The organism is Massilia sp. DD77, from assembly GCF_036961685.1.
Taxonomy (GTDB): domain Bacteria; phylum Pseudomonadota; class Gammaproteobacteria; order Burkholderiales; family Burkholderiaceae_D; genus Telluria.
Genome location: NZ_JBAMDH010000005.1, coordinates 125,424 through 148,726, shown reverse-complemented (window position 1 = coordinate 148,726; position 23,303 = coordinate 125,424). Strand labels below are relative to the sequence as shown.

Genomic DNA, 23,303 nt, shown 5'->3' with positions numbered 1-23,303 from the left:
CTTACCCCTACTTATGCTTGAGGTACAGGTACAGCCCGACGCCGATCAGCACCAGAAATGCCGGGTTCGCCAGCAGGCTACCCGCGCCGGCCGCTACGGCTCGCGCCGTTTCGCGCACGGTCGGCATTTCCGTTTTTGCGTTGGTGCTCGTCGCCGTGCCGCCCCCGATGTTCACCACGAAACCGGAGTTATCGAAGTTGGTGGTCGAGTTGAGCGCCGCCGTCTGGCTTGGCGGCGGCGAGCCCGCAATACTGCCGAGTGCCATGATTCCCGCGCTCCACGGGTCCATTGGGGCCGCAGCCCTCCCCGTCGCCATTACTTGCGCCCCGAGGTGGCGAACAGGATCACCGCGCCGATGATCAGCCACGGCATGAGCCCGCCCAGGCTACCGCCGACAGTCGGTGCGACGGTCGCGGTAATCTGCTGGTTAGTCTGGCCGAGCTGGTACACACGGCCCGATTGATCCACGCCGTAAGCCTGCGCCGGGTCGTACATGCCTTGGGTAGCACGAAGCTCCCGATCCACGTACGCCCCGATGGCATAGCCGGCTGTAGCCTGGATCCAGGCGTCCCAGCTACCGCTTTGCTGTTGTTCGTCCATGACGGCCCCTTAGAACGCGCCGAGCGGTTCCAGCAGTTCGGCCTCGACCGTGATCGTTTCGCCGGCCGAGAAGGTCGCGAGGACTTCCATGGTCTGTGCGTTGCGGGTGTTCAGGACTTGGCTTTGCACGTCGTCCACGATGGCGTCGTACACGTACAACCCGGCTTGCGGGACCTTGCGATATTCCGCCTGGTTGTAGTCGTTCAGCGTCTTGATCGATTCTTCGATCACAATGCCGTTTTTCTTGATCAGCAGGCCGGTCATATTCGCGCTGAAGAAGTGCAGACGCTTGAAGATCGAGCCGCCGTCGGCCGGCGCGAGGTGGGGAATCGGGATCGAGAAGGTCCCGGCCGCGCCGATGGTCAGCGTGGTAGCGTGAACCTTGGCGATCAGGCCCTTGGTCGCTTGCTGCGCCGGGTCCATTTGCGGCGCGTTCACTTCCGCGAAGGCTTCCAGTTGCGGAGCGGTCGCGCCGGCAATGGTGACTTCCAGCTTGAGATTGGAAATGCCGACGGTGGTGTCCAGGCAGCCCAGGTTCTGACCCAGCTCGGTCTTTGCGCGGATTTCGGCGAAGTCGATGGTCAGGAAGCCGGCATTCGCGGTGATGCCGCGATACTGGTTGCGCGAGTCCAGGCGGGGGCCGGTCGAGTCGTAAATGATCTTGCCGTTCGCCTTCAGGACGATACCGGTAATCATGGACTTGGTGAAGCTGGTGCCGCTCAGGCGCAGCATCAGGCGTTCGATGGTGTAGCCCAGCAGGCCGTTCAGGTCGCAGGTTGCGATGCCGTTCGGTACGACGTTCTGGAAGGAGTAGGTACGGATGCGTGCGCCCATGATTCCCCCTTAAGCCAGTGCGTCTTTGAGAACCGGCGCTTTTTTCGCGACGATCACAGCGCCCACCGCGATAGCGCCGGCACTCAGGGCCGGATGCGGGGCGAACTTGTAGACGGCGAAGCAGATGCCGAGGGCCATCCCCAGCTTCATCATTTCCGATTGCGTCAGCATTTCATGTGTCCTTAGTAAAAAAAGTGAGACTTCGTTTAAGAAGCCTCACTTTCTCCAATCGGACGCCGATGCGCGAATTTCTTGCCTTAGGCACGCTCCCTAAGGGGCCTTGCCGGGGACCTTGACGCGCCCGAATTTAATTTCCTTGGTGCGGACATTCTTGTGGATGTATTCCAACGGCTGGAGGGCTTGAATATCGCTCAGGGACACGCCCAGGGCGCGCGCCATGGTCTTTTGATCGTCGTCGTAGTTGAGGAATCCGCAGTGGATTTCCGTGCAGTTTGACCAGAACGCTTTATCAACCTGCGCCGGCCTCTGGCTGGCGCCGATCACGCGCAGCCCCTTATGCCGGCCCACGCTGGTGACCATCTTCCAGCCAGCCGGCGCGAACGATGGCGAGGTGACGAACGCCAGCTCCTCTACCACCAGCCGCAGATCGCCCACAGTTACCGCCGCTTTGCAGAACAGATCAAACTGTTTTTGCCGTACCTTGTCCTCAAACGAGGGCAGGAACGCCGTGCGGAACTGCTTGCCGGTGAGGGTCTGGAGCGCGCTCGCGATCTTCTCAGTCTGCATATCGGTCAGCGGGCCATACTCGCGCATGTAATCCCAGATCAGCAGGCGGCGCTCGGCCTTCTTCAACGCATAGTTCTTGATGTAGACGCCCTTGCCGCTGCCGGTCGCGCCGATGACCGCGATCACATCGGCGTCGTTCGCCTGATTCGTCCTCATGCCGCCGCCAGCGCCCGGTCCTGCGCCTCTTGGAATCCATAGTCCCCCGGCTTGAGCGCCGCCCCGCCTGCCGTGACCACTTCGGCCGGCCGGGACGGCTTGCTGTGCTCCAGCGGCTTGCTGGCGGCGCGCGCCGCGATATCGGCCTTGACGCCTTGGACGGTCGCCCAGGCGATAGGGCCGCACACGAACAGCGCGCCGATCTCCTCCTGATACTTCCCGCCCCACTCGGCCAGATTCACGTTGTACTTCGCCAGCACCGGCCCGAGGGACGCCGACACGGCCTCGCAGGCTTCGGGGGTGTACACCTCGGCCAGCGAGGGGTACAGCTTGCTCAGGATCGGCACGGACACGCCGAGGATCATCGCCACGCCCTGGCGGTTCGCATCGGCCAGCGTAACCGCCTGCGCCTCCTCCTGCGCCGCCTGGAGCGCCTCAGGCGCTTGCGCGGCCTGCTCGCCGTCCAGTTGGTCGGCCTGCAGCATCAGGCCGGCCAGCTCATTGCTTGGGCTCGCGCCCGGTTCGTTTTCGTTGATGTTCATGCGGCTTTGCCTTTGTTCAGGAACCCCAGCGGATCAAACGGGGTTGCGGGTTTCTTCGGTGCCTTAGGCTGCTCGACAGGTGCCGGCGCGGCCGGGGCCGGCGCGGGTGCCTTAGGCACGCTCTCAGGCGCTTGCGCGGGCAGCTTCGCGCGCCACTTCGTGGCGGCGGCGGTCCCCTTCTTCGCGAACGCGGACACGTCGCATTCGTCGCACGACACGGTAAGGGTGCCGGCTTCGTTCTCTTTCAGCACGACAGGATGGCCGCAGCAATCGCAAGGGATGCGGCCCAGCTTGGTTTTTACGGCGGCCATGGTCCTGCTCCTTACAGCGCGCGGATGTGCGAAACGTCCAGGCTGTACACGATGCCGTCGTGATCCATCTTCACGTCGACTTCGCCTTCCGAGACACCATTGACCACCACGCTTTTGTCGGCGACGACGTAGCCGGCCTGCCCCGCCGACAGCAGAACATCGCCGTCTTCGTCCATCACATCGTCTTTCACAGCCACCGATTGCATCGATTGAAAGCCCATTTTTACAGCTCCTTTTTCAGTTGTTGCCAGTTGAGGTAATCCGCGAGTTCGTGAAAGAATTCTTTCACCGGGCCGCGAAGGAAGAACCCGTATTGCTTGACCAGCGCGCACGCGCGCCGCTCCAGTTCAGTGTTTTTGTCACTCATCGTTGTATTTTCGTTTCAGGGTGTTCAGGTGGCTCTCCGCGTGGCGCGGGGAGTGCTTACGGAACAGGATGGCGGCGCGCGCATCGTCGGCGCGGCTCCACGTTTGCGAATCGGGGTTGCCGTAGCCCGCGTTCTCTACCCGGTCAACCTTGCCACGGGTCGCCCTGGCTTTCTTGTGCAGGTCTGGGGCGTTGTCCGGCCGCGTCCAGGCGGGCGCGCCGGTCGGCCGTTCCGGCCACGGCGTACAGTTATTTACACCAGTCCGAGGGAGGGTAAAGCGGACGTTGCCGCTTTCGTTTTTGCCCTCGACTGTCCACCTGTAATGCACCCCCTCATAGACCTCGTTGGGGAACGCTGCAGCGTAGACGCCGACCGGCTTCTTACAAACTTTCTGGCTGTATCGGCCGTTAATCTCCACCTCGCGCGCGGCCACGCGCACGGCCAGCCGGCGACGCGGCACTGTCGGCCCGCCCTGCGCCCAAAGGTAGGCGGCGAAGTCGGCTTGCTTCGCCACGGCCGGGTCGGTAGATTCGATTTTCTGGACGGCAGCGTGCGCCTCGCGCACTGCCTCGGGGGCGTTCTGGAGGGTCTCCGCCTTGATGCGGCGAAGCTCTCGCCACACCCCGATAGGCGCGCCGCCGATCTGCTGGAACTGGCGAATCCCCCAGGCCTGCGACCAGTAAGTGACGCGCGCCGATGGCGTGATTTCGACTTGGCCGAAAGTGTCTGGCGCAACGATGTATGTCTGTCCGCTTTCAAAGGTCTTGTGATCGCCAACACCTGTACCGTCAATGTTTTTGCTCACATACTTGGCAATGTAGCCCGCCGCCGTCCCCTTGCCCGCCTCGATGCGCACCAGCTTGACGCGGTTTTTCTGCGCGCCGGCTTCCTGGCCTTCGTCCAGCAGAGCGTAGTGCTTTACGGTCTCTTCCGCGTCAGCCGAGCGATCGCGCTCCACGAACAGCAGCAGGTGCCAATGCGGGCATCCGTCGCTGTGCGGCTCGGCGATGCGGAACCCGTACGGCCGGATTCCCTGGCGGTGAAGCGCGGCGCGGATCAGCGCCCACACGGCGACGAGGTAGGCTTGCGCGTCGCGCGGGTTCGAGCCGTCATACTTGGCATTCGTGCCGCCCACGGAGTGGAAGCGCGACGGGCAGGTGATCGTCCAGAACAGGCCCACGTGCCGCAGGGTGTCGGCCACCTCTTCAAATCCCCGGATGCGCGTCATCAGCTCATTGCGCCGGTTTGCCTTGTTGGCGGTGCCCTTGTCGGCCAGATCGGCGACAGAGTAGCTCTGGCCGTGTTCGTTGGTCGCAATCCGGTTCTCCAGCAGTTCCGCGTTGGCGCGGTTCTGGCGCTCCTGCATGAGCGCGGTTTCGCGGCTTACATAGGGATCCGTCTTGACGTAGGTAAGACCGAGCTGAATAGCGGTATGTTCAAACCGGCGCTTGAACTCGGTGCGCAGGTGGCGGCGCCACCATGCCTTATCGAGTGCGCGGGCGAGCTTTTCCTCATCGGTGTCGCCGCGCGGCGCGGCGATTCCGCGCCGGGCGCACACGCCCGCCACGGCTGCGAGAATCGCGTCAGCGGTCCCCAGGTCGTGGCAGAAGGCCCAGCACTGGCGCACGGAAACCTCGGCGGCGTGCCAGATCGCGGGCTCGCCGGTGGGCGCGCCGGTATCGGTGGCGAGGGGAATCCGCTCGTCGTCACACAATAGGCGGTCGATCAGATCGACCTTGCCTTGATGCGCCTCCTGCCCGTCGCGAGCGAACAGCGCGTACATGGCGCGCGCCATCCGGGTAGGGATGCCCCAATTCAGCGTGCGCATCAGTGAGCCCGGCTGGAGGTGGTCGGCATCGCGCCGCCCTGCATGCATTTCTGCACCTGCGCCAGATCGGCCATGAGCCGTTCCAGCGCTACCCAGATCAGGCCGCGCTCGAGCGCATCAAACTTGTTCAGGGTGTCGCCCGCGCGTTCCTTCGGCAGCTTGGCCGACATCACGGCCACCATGCGAGCCGCAAGCGGCGCGCGCAGCCAGAACGCCGCGCGCATCGCCTCGACATCGACCGGGCGCGCGACGATGGCGCGGAGGGCCTGTACGCGCTCCTGGCGCACTTCCTCAGGCACGCGCGCCACCTGCTCACAAACTGCGGCGAAGTCCGCCAGATAGGCGTAAGTGTTGATTTCCTCTGGCGTGGCGCGCGGGCCAGCGACGGAGGCCAGCGCGGCCAGTTCTAGGCGCTCGGCTTTCATGGTCAGCGCTTCCGCAGGTATTGGGTGCGCAGCAGGGCCGCAATGGCTTCGTTCGCGGTCTGGCCGCGCGCCTTGCGCTTCGCGTGGAACTGATCGACCAGTTCGGCCGGGAGGTTGACCGTCAGGCCCTTGAGGCCGCGCGCCTCGCGCATCTTGTCCAGGCGCGAGCGCTTCGGCGGACGTTCGCCGGCTAGATCGTGATCCGGCAGCAGATCGGGGGTGGTGGTGGCGTGGGGAGCTTTCATACGGCGCGCACCTGCTCAAGCATGAAAGCCACGGCGTTGTAGGCGCGGTTCCATACTTCGCCCATCGCTTCGCGCTGCTCGGGCGGGAGGGGCATCATCTCCACACCGGCGCGGCACTTGAATAGCTCGGCTTCGCGGTCCATAAGGGCGACGAGCAGTTCCACCCGCGCCGCTTCGCTTAGCTGCAGGGTGACGTTTTTGTAATCTTGTGTAACAGACATGTGGCCTCCTCAGGCGTTTTTGTCTCTCAGGCAGAAGTGCCGCGCGGCGGGCTTTGCGCCCCTTGCGCCTGAGGAGACTAGAGATTTCCGCGCGGCATGAGCGGATATTACAACGCTACGGCGTTATAACGCAACGGCAATATGTGGCGCGTGCGCTGCTTGTCGCATGCGAAACAACGGTGTAAGGTTCGCCCATCGCCGCACATGTGCGGCCTTAGCCCTGAGGAGAGCTATGACTACCATCGAATATTTGGACGCGGTGAAAGCCGCAAAGGGACTGACTTCGGACTATCAACTAGCAAAACTGCTAGGTTTTCCGTTGTCATCGGTGAGCAGCTACCGTACCGGCCGCCGTTTTTTTGATGACGAAGCCGCCTTGACGGTAGCCCTAGCGCTGGGAGTGAATCCGCTCGTCGTGATCGCCGCCGCGAATGCAGAGCGGGCAAAAACGGACGAACAAAAGGCCCGGTGGACGGGCCTCATGGAAAAATTTTCCGCGTCTTTTAACACCCTCCTATCCCAGTGGGACGGGCGTGAACGCAGGGCGTTTGCGCGCGGATAGGTAGTAACGTCCCCGTTTTACCAGTTATAGATTATGCGCTCTTCGGTCCGGTGTGTGCTCGCTCTCGTCCTCGCTGAGCTTGCTCAAGGAATGGAGCCTCTTCCAGGCACGGTACGATCCACCTGGTTCAGAACGTATAGCTGAGTGTGAGCCTCGCGGTACGCGGCTCAACTGGATGAAAGTGCACGTCCTCCTGGCCGCCGGATGCTTCGCCCTCCAGTCGCGACACGTAAAAGTAGTCGATGTCGCTGGCTTTCCGGTCCAGGAGATTGAAGACATCCAGCGTCAGACGCACGTTTCTTCCCAGCCGGTAGCCCAGTCGCCCATATACCATTGCCGTCGACGCAGACTGCACCGATTTGTCTTCCACCAGCGGCCGTGGGCCGAAGTAGCGGATCGTGAGGTTGCCGAACCAGTTGCGCCATTCGGTGACCGTGATGCCGAATGAACCGACGCGGTTCAGTGAGCCAGGAATAAACTGCCGCGCCGGGTCCAGGTCCCGGTAGCGCGCGCGGGACAGCGCCAGGTCCAGGTCCAGCAAAAGCCACGGGCGCACCACATAGTGATTGTTCCATTCGATCCCGTCGCGCCTGCTGGCGCGGCTCGCTTGCGTTTCGCCGGCGTCCCCGACGAACACGAGTTCCGAGGCAATGTCGAGCTGCCACAGCGCGAGCGAACTTTGCAGGCCGCGGATGGGTTCCGAGCGCAGCCCAAGCTCGGCACCTCGGGTCGGCACCAGCGGCGTCACCGGCAGTGAGGGCGTGCCGTCGTTCAGACGTGTCTGCGTCGTGCCGCGGGCATCGTTACTGTGGAATCCCCGCCCGCCATTGATGAAGAACTCGGTATCGCGCCACGGCCCGGCGACGAGCGACAGCTTCGGCAGAGTGATCGTGTCGTGCCTGCGGCCCGAATTTCCCTCGATACTGCTGGCGACATCGAAGCGATAGCGATCGTGGCGAAGGCCGGCGACCGTGCGCAGCCAAGGCTGCCACCGGATCGCGCTTTCGAGATACATGCCTGCACTCATTTCGCGAACCTTGTCTTCGCGTACGAGATCGCTCCGCTTCCTTGCGTTCGAACTGTAGAGAGCGACCGGGTCGAGCCAATCGCCGCGGCTCTGGATGCCGACGGTATTCTGAATTGAGAAACCCCCTGGCCGCGCATTCCACTGGTAGCGACCATTCACGCCTGCCATCCGGCGACGCTCGCTCTGGTTGAACTGGTCGCCGTTTTCCGGATTCTTCAGGAAATAGGTAAAGTTGCTGTACAGGTCGAGCGTCGAACGCATGAGGTAGGCTTCCAGGCTGAGGCGCCCTTCTCCGGCCGGCTTGCGTAGCGCATACGCCAGGCTATAGCGTGAGGTCTCGCCGCCGTCGCTCGCGTCTATCGTCCCGAAGCGGTCCAGTACCTTGTTCCGGACGGCGCGCAGCGGAACCTGGTCCGTGGCGTTCCAGCGGTTGCGGTATCCCATTGCCGTGATCTTGTAGCCGTCCTCTGCGTTTCCGGCGCTGTAGCGCAGCAGTCCTTTGTATTGCCGTAGCCGCTCCGCAACCGCCCATGGGCCGTCATTGCCGAGTCCTTCCACCGCATACAGGAGTGCACCGCCCTTCAGTTGCCGTGCATCGGCCAGCACCGCGCGCCGGTAGCCATTCCTTCCCACCGTCAGCGTTGCATGTCCCTCTTCCATCCGGTCGAGGAGGTGGATGCGCGCGGCGCCGGCGGAGGCAAAGTCGCCCTCCTCGGCAAAATACGGCCCCTTTCGGTAAGCGATGCGCTGGACAAGTTCGGGAATCAGGAAGTTCAAGTCCGTGTATCCCTGGCCATGCGCATGGGTGCGCATGTTGACTGGCATGCCATCGACGTAGGTGGCGAAATCGGTGCCGTGATCAAGGTTGAAGCCGCGCAGGAAGTACTGGTTCGCCTTGCCGTCGCCGCTATGCTGGGTCACGATAAGCCCTGGCACGAATTCCAGGATCTCGCTTGTCCGCAGTGCCGGGCGATTGACAATCAGGTCGGCATTGATTGTGCCTTCGCTGGCCGCGTCGCTCGAGCCGACCGCGTTGTCGTAGTGGCCGGTCACCTTGACTACCGCGACCGGTTCCGGACCCGCCGCATGGCAGCTCGCGCTCATCGCCAGCGCGATGGCCAGGGCCGAACTCCTTGCTTGCATGCCGTCTCCTGAGATAGCTACCGTTTATCATCCGCCGCCAAGCCGGCCGGGCGCGTCCGCGCAGGAACCGCGCCAGTGAGGGAGAACCGCGTCAAAGAGATATACGCAGACTTGCGCATGTCGGATTTAAGAATGCAGCGATAACACGCTTGGCCGAACGACCGACGAGCTGGCGCGACCGGCCGGGCGTACTGCGCGCTGTCCGTTTTTGCTGGCTTGAGATAGGAATGTTTGTATTGCCGAGTTAGAATCTTTGCAGCACGGCCCAGAATAATCCAGCAAGCATTTCCATAAAGGCTTACGTGACCTCCGACCTCGACATGAACGATCGCCTGCGTCACCTGCTCGGACGCACGGCGCTTGGCGACCACGCCGCATTTCGTTCCCTTTACGATGCCTCGTCGGCGAAACTGTTTGGCTTCGCGCTGCGTATATTGAACAAGGACGAACTCGCGGAGGAAGCGCTGCAGGAGGGTTTCGTGTCGATCTGGCACGCTGCGGCCGGGTACCAGCCACACTTGTCGGCGCCCCTGACATGGATGGCGACCATCGTGCGCAACAAGGCACTCGACATGTACCGGCGCCAGGCCGGCACGGCCGACATCGACGCAGAATCGATCGAGACCGACATCGTGCTGGCACTGCAGGACCCCGCCAGCGGGCCGCAGGACAGGCTGCAGTTGTCCGAAGAAGCGCGGGCGCTCGCACGGTGCATGTCGACCCTGGAGGGCAAACAGCGACAGGCAATCGGCATGGCGTATTTCCACGACCTGTCGCACAGTGAAGTCGCCGAACAGCTGAGCCTCCCGATCGGCACGGTCAAAACCTGGATCCGGCGCGGACTGGAAAAGCTCAAGAACTGTCTCACCAAGCGGGCCATGGCATGAATATCGATAACAATCCTGTGTTGCGCGAGCGGCTCGCTGCCGAGTACGTGCTCGGCACGCTCAAGGGCGGTGCGCGGCGCCGCTTCGAGCGCTGGCTGCAAACCGATGCGCTCTTGCGCGCGACCGTCACGCAGTGGCAGCGCCATTTCAGCGGCTTCGCCGAACTTCCGCGCGCGGTCACTCCCCCCGCGCGTGTCTGGACCGGCATCGAGCGTCGCCTGGGCATGTCGCGCGAAGCACCGTGGTGGCAGTTCTGGCGCGGCGCCGGTGCCCGCGTGTGGGGCGGGCTCGCGGTCGCAGCCGGCGCCCTGGCCGTGACCATGGCTGTGATGCTCAAGATCCAGGTGCAGCCGCCGGCGCTGGAGCAGGTGGCAACCCTCACCGACGACCAGGCACGCACCGCCCTGGTCGTTGCCGCCGACGCCCGCCGCGGTCGCCTCGAGGTGCGGGTGGCCGAAGGCATTCAGGTGCCGAGCGATCGCACTCTGCAATTATGGGCGATTACGAAAGCGGGCAAGCCGCGTTCGCTCGGCATCTTGCCGGACAACCGCAGCGCCAGTCTGGCGCTCGACGAGCGTGCGGTCGGTGCGGATGTGATGCTGCTGGCGATTTCTCTCGAGCCGAAAGGGGGATCGCCCGACCCGACCGGCCCGACCGGCCCGGTCCTGTACAAAGGCAGCTGGGTCAGGCTCTAGCCGGGTAGCAGGCGCAGGTCGAACGCACGTTCGGTGAACCAGAATGCGGCCACCAGGATGATTGCGCTCGACCCGCCGGCCAGTACCACGCGACGGTAGAAGCGCGTTGCGCGCAACGCGTAGCTGATCGGCAGGAACGCGGCGACGATGGCCAGCTGCCCGAGCTCCACGCCTGCATTGAAACCAAGGAGTGCGCTCGCCAGCGCGCTAGGCGGCAGTCCAAGATCGCCCAGCACGCTGGCAAAGCCGAAGCCGTGCAGCAGGCCGAAAACGAAGGCGGCCAGCCAACGCCGCGAATGCGTCAAGGGTACGACGTTATTGAGCGCGGCCAGGATCACCGACGCCGCGATAGCGGTCTCTACCCAGCGGGTAGGCAGGGAAACGATGCCCAGGGCGGCAAGACTCAAGGTGATCGAGTGCGCGACGGTAAAGGCGCTCACCACCTTGACCACGTCGACCAGGGCCAGGCGCAGGCTCGATACAGGTTGCCATCCGCCGGCGCGCCACGCCAGCACTGCCGGCAGCAGGAGCGAAAGCAAGAACAGGATGTGGTCGAAGCCGATCCAGATATGCCACACACCGTGACGCACGTAGTTCAGGAAGCCGGCTCGCGGTGCGTTTTCAAGCTCGATGCTCGCCTGCGCCTCATCCCCGCCGAGAACCAGGGTCTGGACCGCCGCACCGCGGCCGATGCCGACCAGGCCCCTGTGCTGGGGATCGATGTCGGCGAACAGGCGGTAGCCGATGGCCAAGGCCCCCCCTGCCTCGCAATCGACACGGAACGGCAACACCGTATAGGCGCCGTCGGTATGCCGATCGATGAGTTGCTCCCCTGCCTGCAAACGGCAGGGACGGCCGCCCCGTTCGATCCTCAAGCGCGAGAGCGCGTAAGCCGCGATGTCTACGTGGCGGGTGCGTACCTCATCCCAGGTGAGCTGACCGTCATTGTCGGCGTCCAGGCCGATCGCATGTTCCAGGTCGCGCAGTGCGATATCCCAGCGCCCTTGGACCGCCACTTCTTCCGGTTCGAGACGCAGATAGGCGTCGCTCGGTTTGTGCGCCCACGCAGGCAGTGCGATGCACAAGGTGACCCAGGCAAGCAAAAGATGGCGGATCATCCGGACTATCCTTTCAAGCGGCTGGCAAGCCGCCGCAAATGCACATCTTCGACCCCGGAACCTCGCATCCAGTCGAGCACCGATCGAGCAGCCGGTGCATCGTTCGCCGCCAGGGCAGCCTCCAGCAGGACGCGCGCATCGGCCGGTTCGCGCTGGCTGTCCCAGTTGCGACGCGCCAGTGCGAGCGCACCGGGTGCGTCTCCCAGCAGCCCGAGGCGATAGCGCGCGTGGTCGCGCAGGTGGACACCATCGCTGCGGCGGGCCGCGGCGTCGAAGCGTGCAGCCAACTCGGCCCGTGCGTCCTTGAGTTCGGCGCTCGCCGGCCGCGACGCCTGCAACGCCAGCGCACTGCGAAGCAGCAGGCCGTCGACGCCCTTGTGCGGCGTCAGCAAGCGGATGGCGTCTTCATGACGGCCGCCGTCCATCAGGAAGTCGGCATAGGCAGCGAGCAGGTAGGCGTCGCCCGGCGCCAAGTCCATGGCGCGGCTGAACCGCCCTTGCGCCGTCGCGGTGTCGCCGCGCCGTGCCGCCATCTCGGCCAGCGAGATCGCGATCCAGCCATCGACGGCGGGATCGCTTCCGCCATCCCTCGCAAACAGGCCGGCCAGCAGGCGTTCGCTCGCGAGAAGTTGACCGGTGACTGCGCCCACATTCGCGGCGCAGCCCGCGGCAACCAATGGCGCGGCCAACGCGGCCAGGCGCGCGCAGCTGCGCCTGGCGGCCGGATAGTCGGCGCGGACGGTTTCGATGGCGGCGCGGGTCAACCACGCCTGGGCGTTATCCGGCTGACGCCTCGTCACCGCCTCCAGGTCGGCCAAGGCAGCATCGAAACGGTGCTCGGACTGCAGAAGGCTGGCCCTCAGCAGGCGCACTTCAGGTGGCGGATCAGCCATATTCCACCATGGAGAAAGTGCCGCCTGCGCGTAGCCAAAGTAGCGCGGATCGGCCTCGCGGCGGCCCGCCGCGATGTAGTGGCGCGCAAGCTCGGCGGCACGCCCGAGCTTGCGCGGTTCCGCAGCCAGGCTGGCGCCGAGGCGGCGCAGCTCACGCTGGCGCGCGTCACCGCGCCAGGGCAGCACCTCGACCACGTCGGCGCCACTTGCCGGCCGGTGCGGCGCCGCCTGGGCCAGCCCCGCACCCAGGACCGGCAGTGTCAACAGCACCGCCAACATGCCCCTGCCCTTCATGGCCCGACCGCCCCTGGCTCGGTGTCGTCCGGCATGGAAGGCGCGCCGTCGTCGAGTGCGATCGGCTCGGTGTCGTCCGGCTGGGCGGCCACCAGCTGACTCACCCGCACGAAGTACGCATCGGTGCCCGCCATCGGCGGGGGCGGTGCCTGCACGGGCGGCGCAGGGTGCGAATCGTTGCTGCCGCCGCAGGCCACCAGCAACAGGCTAGCCGCGACGATCGATAGCTTCTTCATGATGTCCTCCTTATTGCTGCGGCGAGCCGGGCAGCGGGGTCTTCAGGTAGGGGAAGCTGCCGTTGACGAAGCTCGCATCCAGATAGGCGCCGTCAGTGAAACGCAGGCTGCCGGCCGGCGCATCGCCCGGGGCGCACCCCAGGTTCAGGGTGCACAGCTTGCCCATTACCACCCGCAGGGCGATATCGACCACGTCGTCACCCGGCCTGCGCCCGTTCGGGAAGCCCGCGTTGTCGCCGTCGATCACGCCCAGGCGTTTCTGCGCCGCGGGCGCGACCGGAGCGATCGACGTGTTCAGGCGCAGCATTTCGGATGGCGTGACCTGCGCGGGCTGGTTGAGGCCCTTCACACCCGTCAGGAACGCAGCCACGAGGTCATTGCGCGGGAAGTTGGTTGGCGCCTTGGCGCCGGCGCTGCCATACAGGATCTCGACCAGGGCGGGCAGTGTCGGGTTGGTGACGTAATCAGCGAACTGGGTGTCGGCCGAGGGTTTGCTGTGATTGAAGCGGTCCTTGTCCTTCAATCCAATCACGACCTCGTTCACCAGCGGCATGCCCAGGCGCGAGACCTGGGTCCAGGCACCCCCCTCTTTCGAGGCGCTGGCGCCAGGCGCGGGGTTGAGCAGACGCCCCTGGCGCATGCTGGCCGTCGTCCAGCCGCCGATGACGGGATCGTTGCCCGCGGTGAGGCAGGCGATGGCAACCTCGAGCTCGATGCTGGTGACGTTCTTGCCCGCCAGGTCGTCGCGGGTTGCGCGCTCCGCACCCGCGCTGAACTCGACCGCGGGCGCCTTGATGTTGATCAGGTCGAAGGTCTCCCCCAGGTTGACCACGAATGGATCCTTGCGCTGGCCGACGAACATGCGTCCAGGCGTGGAGCAACCAGGGATAGTTACCTCATACACGTGCTTGGCCGCATAGGAGGCATAGTCAGGGATCGACTTGTTGCCGATGTTGTCGACCGGCTTGTCGAAGACGGCGCCACCAGCGCCGGTGAGCTGGGTGCGCGTGCCGCCACGCCGGTCGCCGCGCGCGACATTGACGGTGTAGGTTTCGCGCACGTTCAACCCCGCCGGGTTACGGTCGTTGATGGCGCCGCCGTTGATGACGAGGGGAATGGAGACTTGCTTGCCGCCGACCGTCAGCTTGGTGTCCTTGTTGGTGTTCTGGAAACGGAATTGGAAGCTGATGTCTTCCTTGGCGTCGCCATTGTTGTCGATGTGGATCTCGTACAGCGCGTCCGGATCCATCGCAAAATAGTTGGGGCCGGCACCCGGATCCTGCAGCGGCACGTAGTTCGCGATCATGGTCACGAACGCCTGACGACCGGGTTCATAGCTGCGGAACATGTAGAAGTCGGTCGCGTCGATCTTCGGGTGCTTGGTAATGAACGGCGCCTCCCGGTGGCTCGATGCCTGGGCGGCCGGGCTGGCGAATGCTCCTGCGCACAGAGCCAGGGCAAGCGCCCGGCTGAGCGCTCGCGTTGCGATGAAGGACATGGTTTTTCTCCCGCTGACGTTGATAAGAAGGCATGACTGCATTCTTTATACGTACGGGGCCGCGCACTGGATTCAGCATGCGGAAGAAAAATCCCGAAAATTTACCTTGCGTCGTGTCGGCCAGGCGTTGGACGACCAGGCCAGGCGGGGCTCGCCCGAGGCAGGCTAGGGCCGATGCGGGCGTGTGCCGCCTGGCGCGAGACCGAGTATCCGCAGAGAAACAGACAACGGGATGTTCCGTCTGTCAAAAAAGCGTGCCGCCTGTAGCACACCGCGGGACGCCCGCAGGTCGATGCCCATATCGACCGCGAGGGCTGTGGCTGTATCGGTTCGTTTGATCATTCCACATGATAAGCCTGGTTTGCCGCGCGCACGGCTGATTCGGCATCCTGCCTGCTGAGAGAGCGGGACCGCACGCACGCCGGCGTCGCGCCGGCCCTTCCTCGGCGAGTCGCGCGTATGCAAGCCGAACCTGCTGAGCAGCCTTCGCCGCCGGGATTTGCCGCCCATTTCCTGCTCATTGGGGCACGCGGCGGCACCTCGGTGCTGGTCATGCGTGGCCTTGGTGGGCCGCGCAGGCCCTCCGGTTCAGGCGTTTGCCGCTAGGCTGAGACCCTCTCGCGCGCCGGCGCTTCCCGCCTCGGTCCGGCGCGCAGGAAGCAGGCCGCCACGGCGCTGATCACGATCAGGGTGAGCAAGGATCCCTCTACGCCGAAGGCGCCGCCGGCCAGCCATGACGGTCCGGCCAGCTGGCCTTGGAGCAGGCCGGACTGCGATGCATGGCCCGACACGGCTGTCGAGAACACCTGTCCCACGCAGAAGTTCCAGGCGACGTGGCTGGCGATGCACAGCCACAGCGTCCGGGTGCGCATGTAGATCGCCGCCTGCAGCACACCATAGGCCGCCAGCGCGGCCACGGCGACAGGGCCGACGCCCTCGTTCGGCAAGTGCGCAAGGGCGAACACCATGGCCGAGACGACGATGGCCCGCATGCTGCCGATCGCCTGCTCGGTAATCCGGAACACGATGCCGCGAAATACCGATTCTTCCGCGAGACCGACCAATAGCAATTCCGCCAGGGGCAGGAACAGCAGCGGCGTGATCCCGTTGACGCCGTCCAGCCGGTACACGCCGAGCAGTGCCAGCACGGCGAAGACCGTGCACACCATCCCTGCTCCCAGTCCCAGCCCCAGGGCGCTGTCACGCGCGGCGCCGGCGGCGGCGAACTCCGTCAGCGCACGCTTCTCGATACGGTGTGCAAAAAACCGGTAAGCCAGGAAGGAGAGCAGCGCCGCCAGCAGTTGCGGCCACACCACCCGGTACGGCTTGTCGACCAGGTGATGGACCAGGATCATGGTGAGCGGCACCGGCGCGAAGCTCAGCACGGCGCCGGTCACGATGCTGATGAAAGGATGGGCGTTGAAGCGCCTGCCTTGCGGCGCCGTGGCGGCGGAGATGGCGGTGGTGTCGTGCATGGACAAATCTCCTGTCGAGTACAGCAAACAATACTTATGCGGACGCCCTCTTGCCTGCCCTGCGCGCGGCTGCCGCTTTCGGCGGCGCGGTGTGCGCTTCGCCTTCCTGCAAGCGCAGGCGCGCGGATTCGATGCGCTCGCTGAACGGTCGCCGGCCGAGCGCGTCGATCGCCTGGGCCAGCGCCAGCGACAGCGGCGTGTCCAGATCGGCGTCCAGGCTGTCGGCCGCCAGCTTGGTGGCGCGCCAGCATGCCTGCACCCGTGGCAGCAGCGCACTGCCGGCCGCGCTCAGACTCACCACGCGCTGGCGCGCATCATGTTCGCCCGGTGCGATCCGGATCAGCCCTTGCTTCTGCATCAGGGCCACGGTCTGGGTCGCCGCAGGCTGGGTAATGCCCGACCGTGCGGCGATCTCGCCGATGGTGACTGCCTCGCGCGCCGCCAGGACGCGCATCACCGGCGTATAACGCGGCCGGTATTCGGGCAGGTCCGCGGCCACGTACGCCTCCTCGACTGCACTGTCGAGCAGTTCGATCAGATGGCGCAATTGGGTTCCGAGTCCTTGTTTCATAGAATGAATCATATCAGTGCTTATATAAGCGGTAAAGTAAATGCCCGGCCCGCACGCATTTCATGCTTGGAGGGTGGGATTCGGGCTGGTGAGGGCGGTCGAGCGACCGCCGAAGCGGCTAGGCTGCGCTGAGCTCGACGCGGTTGCGGCCGCGCTCCTTCGCACGGTAAAGCGCCTCGTCGGCGCGCACCAGGAGGGCATCCAGGGTATCGCCCTCCGCGCCCAGTTGCGCGACGCCGACGCTGATGCGCACCACCAGTCCTGCCGGCAGGTCGCCGCAATCGATGCGCTCGACCGCCTCGCGCAGCCGCTCGGCCGCGCGCAGCGCATCGAGTTCGCCCGCGCCGCGCAGCACGACGATGAACTCCTCGCCGCCGGTGCGGCCGACCGCATCGCCGGGACGCAGCGCGCCGCGCAGGGCGTGGCCGACCCGCTGCAGCACCACGTCGCCGAGCGCGTGGCCGTAACGGTCGTTGATGCGCTTGAAGTAATCGATGTCGAGCGCCGCGACCGACAGCGCGCCGCCCTCTTTCCTGGCGCCGGCGAAGGCCTCCGCCGCGAGCGCCATCAGGCTGCGCCGGTTCGGCAAGCGCGTGAGTTCATCGGTCATCGCCAGGTCGCGCATGCGCAGCCCGATCCTGCGCTGGCGCAGGCCAAGGATGCACAGCACCACGATCGCCGCCGCGCTCGCGGCGAGCGCCGCCAGCTGCCAGCGGCGGATCGACCTGCCCTTATCGAGCTCGATGCGCTGCACCGCATTCTGGTACTGCAGCCCGGCGTTGCGCAGGCGCGCTTGCTCGGACTCGAACTGGACGCGCAGGCGGGTCGTGCGTTCGTCCAGCATCCGCTTGTGCAGCGCCGCCTGCACGGCCATCATGCGCGCCTGCGCCGCGTAGGCGGCCTTCCAGTTGCCCAGGGCTTCGTGGGTCCTGGCCTGCTCCTCATAGATCTTCTGCAGGAAGCGGTCGTTACGCTCTGTTTCGAAGTGCTGCTGCGCCGCCTGCAAATCCGCCAGCGCCTGCGTATGGCGGCCGGCACGCCGCAAGGCGCCGCCCCGCGAGAGCCGGATCGCTGCGACCAGGCCCGGATCGGACTGGGGCAGGCCGGACGCGATCCGCAGCGCACCATCCAGCATGGCGAGGGCCGCGGCGTGCTCTCCCGTCTTGGACAGGACCACCGCATAGGCCCGCTGGTCGGTTGCGATATCCCCGGCCACACCGAGTTCCTTGTCGATCTTGAGGGCCAGCGCGAAATGTTCGCGCGCCTGCGCCAGGTCGCCCTTGTTTTCGCTGGTGCTGGCGATGTTGAAGTGCGCGGTCGCGGCGGCCTTGCGCTTGTTCGCCTTCTCGCTGGCGAGCAGCAGTTCGCGATAGCGCTCCAGGGCGCTGTCGTATTCGCCGACATTGCGGTCGGCATACAGATTGGCCAGGGCGTTCAGGACGTAGCGCTGGTTGTTGTCGTTGCCCAGCTTGCGTTCCAGGTCGTAGCTGGCTTTCAGGTCCTCGATGGCGCCGCCATACAGTCCGCGCAGGTAACGCTGTTCGCCGCGCAGCGCCAATGCCCGCGCCAGCACCGTATCGTCGCCGAGCCGCCTGCCCGCCTCGACACCGCTTTCGTAGTCGGCCAGCGCTTCGTCCTGCCGGTTCAGCTGCTCGTAGGCGTAGCCGCGGCAGACCTGCAGGCCCGGATCGGCGGCTCCCGCTTCACGGACCAGCGCCAGCGCTTTCTCGGGCGCGGTGACGCCGAGCAGCCAGCAGCTGCGCCGCCGGATCGCCTGGAGCGCGGCCGCGTCCTGCCGCGCGCCCGCGTCAAGCGCCAGGCGCTCGAACAGGGCCAGCGCACGAGCGGGGTCGGTTTCGCCGATCCGGTCGGCCTCGCGCAGCGCCGCATCAATGCCGGCATGCGCCGAAGCTGTCAGGCCGAGACTGGCAAAAACGAGGAGGAGGCTGCGGACGGCGCGGCGGGCGGTGGAAGGCATCAGGAAGGGCGTTTAGTGTTTACATGCAATATACATGAGCTTAGAGCAATAGCTCAACCACTCGAGCAGCTCCCTTCCCTTGCGCCGCGCCTATCCGGGCGGCGGCGCGGGCAGGAAGGCCGACAGGCGGATCTCCCCGAACTGCCGCAACAGTGAGCCCGCCGCCTGGGCCAGGGCGACGTTCAGGGTGCCCGTGATCGCTTCTTCGACGGCGCAGCCGGGATGGTCGACGCTGGGGCCGATGGCAAAGATCACGGGCTCCTCGAGCGCGCGGTAGACATCCAGCACGGTGATCGTGTCGGGGTCGGCGGCCAGGGTCCAGCCCCCGCCGCGTCCGCCCGCGGACTGGACGTAGCCGGCCGTGCGCAGTCCGGCCATCATCCTGCGCACCAGTACGGGATTCGTATCCAGCATGGCCGCGATTTCCTCGGAACTGGCGGCGCCTTTCCGGCCATGCAGGTGGATGAGGACATGCAGCATCCTCGACAGGCGAAAATCATTTCTCATTGTTAAGCTCTCCCGGCCGGCAGGATAGCGCAACTTGATGAGTTGCGATATAGCGTGGAGATTTCGCAACTCGACGAGTTGCAAGAGCGTGCAAGAGCTGGGTGAACCGTCGCCGCAGCATGGCTCGCACCGGGCTCCGCCACTCCTGGAGTTACGAGGGCTGTGCGCGGGTCGCCGAGTCCGACACCTCGTAAGCTGCAGAAAAGTAGAGGCAGAAACCGCAACTCGTCGAGTACCAGAAAGCGTGGAATGCGCAACTCGTCGAGTTTCAGTAGGCAATCTTGAGCTAGCTCAAGGCGTCCTCAACAACTCTCCTGGCCCCGTCCCGCGCCGCACGGTTCGATTTGACGGGTTTTCAAAATCGGCATATATTTTCTCGGGTTCCGAATGGAAACGTTTCCAGCACCAGCTTTCTCGAGAATTCTCAGAACCAACCGCGCAGTTGGACCCAGTGTGGAGCGCCCCCAGCGGCTGCATCCACTTTTCTTTGGAGTTAATAGAGGAGTCGAAGTGAATAAGCATAAGCAAAATCATCACTTTAAATGGAAACCTTTCCAGACAATGGCCGCCGGTTTGCTGCTGGCCTGGGGCGCCCAGGCCACGGCGAGCGTTACCAATCCGGCAATCGGCCAGCTGCTGTGGTCCGAGGAGTTCAACGGCAGCAGCTTGAACTCGAGCGCCTGGACCGCCACCGACGGCAACGGCTGCCAGATCAACCTTTGTGGCTACGGCAATGCGGAGCTCCAGTACTACAGCCCGAACAACGTCTCGATCGCCAACGTGCCCTTCGAATCCGGCACCCGCGCCCTGGCCATCCAGGCCCGCAGCCAGACGGTCGGCAGCAATGTCTTCACGTCCGGGAAGATCGATACCAAGGGCAAGGTCCAGGTGCAGTACGGCATGGTCGAAGTTCGCATGAGCACGCCCAATATCGCCACCGGACTCTGGCCGGCCGCCTGGATGCTGGGCGTGAGCCCGCAGACCTGGCCGCGCAACGGCGAGATCGACATCATGGAAATGGGCCACAAGGCCTCGGTGCGCGCGGCGGCCGGCTCGCCATCGGCGAACAACTTCGTCGGCTCCAATGTGATCACCTGGCAGCAGGCCGCCTGCGTGCCGGGCAATGAGAGCTGCGCCGCGTCGACCGCCTGGCAGACCAAGAACTGGTACGTGCCCTCGACCTCGCTCGCCAACCGCTTCGTCACCTACCGGCTGTACTGGACCGAGAGCGAAATGCGCTTCACCGTGGTCGACAATGGCGTCGAGCGGAATATGTACGATGCGCCGCTGCCGGTCAATTCCACGGCCCTGCAGGCCCCCTTCTACCTGCTGCTGAACCTGGCGGTAGGCGGCAACTTCACCGACGCCGCCTCGCCCGGCCAGGTGACGGCGCCGCTGCCGGCCACCATGTACGTCGACTATGTGCGCGTCTACCAGCTCGACGGCAAGGGCACCGTCAAGCTCGGCAACCAGACCGTGCCGGAAGTGGGAAAATTCGGCGTCTTCACCGACACCACGACCGTCAACAACAAGCTGGTGGCCGGCACCACCTCCGACATCTTCCTGTGGAACGGCGCCTCCACCGGCACCGGCAACATCCCGCCCTATGAGGGCAGCAACGTGATCGCCTGGAACTACACCGCGCCCGGTCAGTGGTTCGGCGGCGGCGTGCAGTCGCGCCAGGCCCGTGACCTGAGCAACTTCCGCAACGGCACGGTGAAGTTCCGCATCAAGATCCCGGCCAACGTCTCCTTCAACATCGGCATCGGCGACACCTATACCAACCAGAACTGGGTGAACTTCCCGGCCAACACCACCACGCACGGCCTCGTGCGCAACGGAGAATGGGCGACGGCGACCATCCCGGTGAGTACCCTGGTCGGCCCGAAAGTGGCGCTGCAATCGATCCTCGACATCTTCATGATCTCGAGCGACGCGAACCGCCTGCCTGGCGCCGGCTTCCAGTTCGCGATCGACGACGTCGTCTGGGATTCCGGCACCACCACCACCGAGCCGCCGCCGCCAACCGGCCCGACCTACGTGACCCAGACCTCGGCCACCAACCTGCAATTCACGGCCAACACCGGCAGTTGGGCCGACGTGCACTACACGGTCAACAACGGGGTGCAGCAGAACGTGCGCATGCGCCTGGACGGCGGCGCCAGCACCTATATCGCCGGCGGCCTCAAGATCGGCGACGTGGTGCGCTACAGCTTCACCTACTGGGACACGGCGCGTAACTTCGCCGTCGACACGGCCCAGCAAAGCTATACGATGAAGTAAGTCTGAAAGCACGGCGCCTCGGAGGGGCGCCGTGAGCCGCTGCCCGCCGTGCGCGGGCTTTTTTAGGCGCTGTCACCGCTGTGTGTTGAATTTGAACTGTCGAGCTTTGTCGGAGTCCAACCCGATCTCACAGACCAGCGGAGCAGCGATGGAAACGAAACGCTTTGGCAGGTGGCTGCGGCAGCTTTCCCTACTGACCAGGCGCCAGCGTCTCTAACTGATGGATGCCTTGCGGCCGGCGGTCGGGTTGGACCAGGTGTGCGAGGCGATTGCATGCGCGGCGCCGGATCCTTGCTGTCCTTCATGTCAGGCGCGGCGTTCCTATCGGCACGGTTACAGCCGGGGACTGCAGCGTTACCGCTGCCGCCCTTGCGGCAGGACCTTCACGGCCCTGAGCGGCACGCCCTTGTCGCGGCTACGCCACCGCGCCAAGTGGCTCGGCTACCTCGGCAACATGCTCGATGCCAAGAGCGTACGGACCAGCGCCAAGGCGGTCGAGGTGCACCGCGACACGAGCTTCCGCTGGCGCCACCGCTTTCTCGCGCTCGTCAAACACGACCGCCCAGAGCGGCTGGCAGGCATTGCCGAAGCCGACGAATTATTCCTATTGGAGTCGCAGAAGGGCTCGCGCTCGTCAACCTTCGCGCCGGCGAGCGCGTCCGTGGCGCCGTTCACGTGCAAAACGTGAATGCTTACCACCGGCGCTTCCGGCAATGGCTGGCGCGCTTTCATGGCGTTGCTTCGCGCTACCTGCCGAATTACCTGGGCTGGCAATGGGCGCTCGACGGGGCGCGCATCGCCACGCCAGAGCGATTTCTGCGCTGTGCGATCGGCGTCTTCAACACATAACGGGAACAGCGCCTTTTTTATCCGGCGGCCGGCTTGGGCGCCGGACCCGGCGGCGGCCCCATGCGCATATTCGCGTTCTCGATATCGGCCGCGATCAGCCAGCGCCCGTCCACACGGCGCAGCACCAGCACGAACTTGCCGAAGTCGCGCGCCTGCCCCGCCGGGCCGTAGGCGCCGACGATGGTGGCCAGGTCGCCGGATGCCCGGTAGTCGATCACGCGCAGGAAGGTCGGCATGGCGCCGCCGCCGGCGTAGGCCTGGGCGATCCGCTCCTTGCCGCGCGCCGGTGGCTGGTTGCTCGGCAAGGCGATGCCGTCCTCCGCGAACAGGGCGGCCAGCGCCTTCGCGTCGTTGGCGGCCCATGCCTTTTCATAGTCGCGCAGCACGCGCTCCACGTCCGGCGGCACGCTCACGGACGGCAGGGTTTGCGCCACCGCCGGCGCCAGGCTCAGTACGGCCGCCAGCATCGGCGCCATCAGGTAAGCACGCATCTCATCTCCCTTTCTATATTGGACATCGCCGGATTCTAGCGAACGCTGTCGCGGTGGGCCATGAAAAATTGATATGTATTTCCAGTCTGGGTCGACGCGACGCCATCCGCCAGCCTTGGTCCACTTCAACACGGCAGCACATTCACCCAACTGGCATGTTAGCGCCAATACTTCTGTGTTCGATGGCGGCCGGGGAACAGGGCTGAATGAAGGGGAAGCCGGACACCCCGCGCCTGCGTATTCGCGTTACCAAGGACGACAACGCCATCACCTGCGGTTGTTCGCGCGGCGACCCCGCCACTTGGCAGCCGCACGCGATGCGAATAGAGGCCACGGAAATGCACCAGAACGTGTTCGGCGGTTTTCTGGGCCTGAACCTTGGCGGCTACAACATTGGCGAGTGCTCCGTGCGGATGAGCCGATTCAGCTACCGGACACTCGCTGCTTGCGCACGCCTGGCGCGCCGGCCGGCTGCTCAAAAAACAACATTATGCACTGCACAAGGGAAATGATCGCGCTC

Annotated in this window: 28 protein-coding genes and 1 pseudogene; 6 read left to right on the top strand and 23 right to left on the bottom strand. The window is 65.0% G+C overall.

What is annotated here, in order from left to right:
• Positions 1–7: 7 nt before the first annotated feature.
• From V7778_RS04185 to V7778_RS04125, 13 genes are all read right to left on the bottom strand, one after another.
• Positions 8–265, bottom strand: coding sequence for a hypothetical protein (locus V7778_RS04185; RefSeq protein ID WP_335552081.1), 258 nt, complete (start codon positions 263–265; stop codon positions 8–10).
• 50 nt (positions 266–315) lie between these two features.
• Positions 316–600 (bottom strand): hypothetical protein, encoded by a 285-nt coding sequence (locus tag V7778_RS04180; protein WP_335552080.1) that lies wholly within the window; start codon positions 598–600, stop codon positions 316–318.
• 9 nt (positions 601–609) lie between these two features.
• Positions 610–1,434 (bottom strand): major capsid protein P2, encoded by an 825-nt coding sequence (locus V7778_RS04175; RefSeq protein ID WP_335552079.1) that lies wholly within the window; start codon positions 1,432–1,434, stop codon positions 610–612.
• Positions 1,435–1,443: 9 nt separating this feature from the next.
• Positions 1,444–1,605 (bottom strand): hypothetical protein, encoded by a 162-nt coding sequence (locus V7778_RS04170; protein WP_335552078.1) that lies wholly within the window; start codon positions 1,603–1,605, stop codon positions 1,444–1,446.
• Positions 1,606–1,704: 99 nt separating this feature from the next.
• The gene (locus V7778_RS04165) at positions 1,705–2,337 is read right to left on the bottom strand and encodes a hypothetical protein (RefSeq protein ID WP_335552077.1); all 633 of its coding nucleotides are present in this window, start codon (positions 2,335–2,337) and stop codon (positions 1,705–1,707) included.
• Positions 2,334–2,879: a hypothetical protein gene (locus tag V7778_RS04160; protein WP_335552076.1), complete on the bottom strand. Its 546-nt coding sequence runs from the start codon at positions 2,877–2,879 to the stop codon at positions 2,334–2,336. The genes V7778_RS04165 and V7778_RS04160 overlap by 4 nt, the downstream gene beginning before the upstream one ends.
• Entirely contained in the window at positions 2,876–3,190 is a 315-nt protein-coding gene (locus V7778_RS04155; protein WP_335552075.1) for a hypothetical protein, read from the bottom strand. The genes V7778_RS04160 and V7778_RS04155 overlap by 4 nt, the downstream gene beginning before the upstream one ends.
• Before the next feature lie 11 nt (positions 3,191–3,201).
• Positions 3,202–3,411: a hypothetical protein gene (locus V7778_RS04150; RefSeq protein WP_335552074.1), complete on the bottom strand. Its 210-nt coding sequence runs from the start codon at positions 3,409–3,411 to the stop codon at positions 3,202–3,204.
• 2 nt (positions 3,412–3,413) lie between these two features.
• Positions 3,414–3,557 carry a hypothetical protein gene (locus V7778_RS04145; protein ID WP_335552073.1) on the bottom strand — a complete coding sequence of 48 codons (144 nt, stop codon included), beginning with the start codon at positions 3,555–3,557 and terminating at the stop codon, positions 3,414–3,416.
• Positions 3,550–5,385 carry a replication endonuclease gene (locus tag V7778_RS04140; RefSeq protein WP_335552072.1) on the bottom strand — a complete coding sequence of 612 codons (1,836 nt, stop codon included), beginning with the start codon at positions 5,383–5,385 and terminating at the stop codon, positions 3,550–3,552. Before V7778_RS04140 ends, V7778_RS04145 begins: the two co-directional genes overlap by 8 nt.
• The gene (locus V7778_RS04135; RefSeq protein ID WP_335552071.1) at positions 5,385–5,810 is read right to left on the bottom strand and encodes a hypothetical protein; all 426 of its coding nucleotides are present in this window, start codon (positions 5,808–5,810) and stop codon (positions 5,385–5,387) included. The genes V7778_RS04140 and V7778_RS04135 overlap by 1 nt, the downstream gene beginning before the upstream one ends.
• A gap of 2 nt (positions 5,811–5,812) precedes the next feature.
• Positions 5,813–6,055 (bottom strand): hypothetical protein, encoded by a 243-nt coding sequence (locus tag V7778_RS04130; RefSeq protein ID WP_335552070.1) that lies wholly within the window; start codon positions 6,053–6,055, stop codon positions 5,813–5,815.
• A complete protein-coding gene (locus tag V7778_RS04125; RefSeq protein WP_335552069.1) occupies positions 6,052–6,276 on the bottom strand; it encodes a hypothetical protein in 225 nt (74 codons plus the stop codon). Before V7778_RS04125 ends, V7778_RS04130 begins: the two co-directional genes overlap by 4 nt.
• A gap of 232 nt (positions 6,277–6,508) precedes the next feature.
• Between V7778_RS04125 and V7778_RS04120 the strand changes: the two genes are divergently transcribed.
• Complete coding sequence (locus tag V7778_RS04120) at positions 6,509–6,838, top strand: DUF3693 domain-containing protein (protein WP_335552068.1); 330 nt, start codon at positions 6,509–6,511, stop codon at positions 6,836–6,838.
• A gap of 127 nt (positions 6,839–6,965) precedes the next feature.
• Here the strand turns inward: V7778_RS04120 and V7778_RS04115 are convergent, their stop codons facing one another.
• Positions 6,966–9,008, bottom strand: coding sequence for a TonB-dependent receptor (locus V7778_RS04115; RefSeq protein WP_335552067.1), 2,043 nt, complete (start codon positions 9,006–9,008; stop codon positions 6,966–6,968).
• 320 nt (positions 9,009–9,328) lie between these two features.
• On the opposite strand from V7778_RS04115, the gene V7778_RS04110 reads away from it, so the two are divergent.
• Both V7778_RS04110 and V7778_RS04105 read left to right on the top strand, forming a co-directional pair.
• On the top strand, positions 9,329–9,895 hold the full coding sequence (locus tag V7778_RS04110) for a sigma-70 family RNA polymerase sigma factor (RefSeq protein ID WP_335552066.1): 567 nt from the start codon (positions 9,329–9,331) through the stop codon (positions 9,893–9,895).
• On the top strand, positions 9,892–10,590 hold the full coding sequence (locus V7778_RS04105; protein WP_335552065.1) for an anti-sigma factor: 699 nt from the start codon (positions 9,892–9,894) through the stop codon (positions 10,588–10,590). Before V7778_RS04110 ends, V7778_RS04105 begins: the two co-directional genes overlap by 4 nt.
• On the opposite strand, the gene V7778_RS04100 is transcribed toward V7778_RS04105, so the two are convergent.
• From V7778_RS04100 to V7778_RS04065, 8 genes are all read right to left on the bottom strand, one after another.
• Positions 10,587–11,708, bottom strand: a complete 1,122-nt coding sequence (locus V7778_RS04100; RefSeq protein WP_335552064.1) for a HupE/UreJ family protein — start codon at positions 11,706–11,708, stop codon at positions 10,587–10,589. The genes V7778_RS04105 and V7778_RS04100 overlap by 4 nt on opposite strands.
• Positions 11,709–11,713: 5 nt before the next feature.
• Positions 11,714–12,880, bottom strand: coding sequence for a tetratricopeptide repeat protein (locus V7778_RS04095; protein ID WP_335552063.1), 1,167 nt, complete (start codon positions 12,878–12,880; stop codon positions 11,714–11,716).
• Between the two features lie 11 nt (positions 12,881–12,891).
• A complete protein-coding gene (locus V7778_RS04090) occupies positions 12,892–13,131 on the bottom strand; it encodes a hypothetical protein (RefSeq protein WP_335552062.1) in 240 nt (79 codons plus the stop codon).
• A 10-nt stretch (positions 13,132–13,141) separates the two neighbouring features.
• On the bottom strand, positions 13,142–14,629 hold the full coding sequence (locus V7778_RS04085) for a DUF4331 domain-containing protein (RefSeq protein WP_335552061.1): 1,488 nt from the start codon (positions 14,627–14,629) through the stop codon (positions 13,142–13,144).
• 602 nt (positions 14,630–15,231) lie between these two features.
• Positions 15,232–16,104: a CPBP family intramembrane glutamic endopeptidase gene (locus V7778_RS04080; RefSeq protein WP_335552060.1), complete on the bottom strand. Its 873-nt coding sequence runs from the start codon at positions 16,102–16,104 to the stop codon at positions 15,232–15,234.
• Between the two features lie 34 nt (positions 16,105–16,138).
• On the bottom strand, positions 16,139–16,675 hold the full coding sequence (locus tag V7778_RS04075) for a MarR family winged helix-turn-helix transcriptional regulator (RefSeq protein ID WP_335552059.1): 537 nt from the start codon (positions 16,673–16,675) through the stop codon (positions 16,139–16,141).
• 118 nt (positions 16,676–16,793) lie between these two features.
• Complete coding sequence (locus V7778_RS04070) at positions 16,794–18,653, bottom strand: GGDEF domain-containing protein (protein ID WP_335552058.1); 1,860 nt, start codon at positions 18,651–18,653, stop codon at positions 16,794–16,796.
• A 90-nt stretch (positions 18,654–18,743) separates the two neighbouring features.
• Complete coding sequence (locus tag V7778_RS04065; RefSeq protein WP_335552057.1) at positions 18,744–19,160, bottom strand: Rrf2 family transcriptional regulator; 417 nt, start codon at positions 19,158–19,160, stop codon at positions 18,744–18,746.
• A gap of 561 nt (positions 19,161–19,721) precedes the next feature.
• Here V7778_RS04065 and V7778_RS04060 point away from each other — a divergent pair.
• Together V7778_RS04060 and V7778_RS04055 are read left to right on the top strand one after the other, a co-directional pair.
• Complete coding sequence (locus V7778_RS04060) at positions 19,722–21,443, top strand: glycoside hydrolase family 16 protein (protein WP_335552056.1); 1,722 nt, start codon at positions 19,722–19,724, stop codon at positions 21,441–21,443.
• Positions 21,444–21,663: 220 nt separating this feature from the next.
• Positions 21,664–22,292: pseudogene (locus tag V7778_RS04055) on the top strand (IS1/IS1595 family N-terminal zinc-binding domain-containing protein).
• A gap of 17 nt (positions 22,293–22,309) precedes the next feature.
• Here the strand turns inward: V7778_RS04055 and V7778_RS04050 are convergent.
• Entirely contained in the window at positions 22,310–22,783 is a 474-nt protein-coding gene (locus V7778_RS04050; protein ID WP_335552055.1) for a YybH family protein, read from the bottom strand.
• 206 nt (positions 22,784–22,989) lie between these two features.
• On the opposite strand from V7778_RS04050, the gene V7778_RS04045 reads away from it, so the two are divergent.
• Positions 22,990–23,295, top strand: a complete 306-nt coding sequence (locus V7778_RS04045; RefSeq protein WP_335552054.1) for a hypothetical protein — start codon at positions 22,990–22,992, stop codon at positions 23,293–23,295.
• Positions 23,296–23,303: the final 8 nt, after the last annotated feature.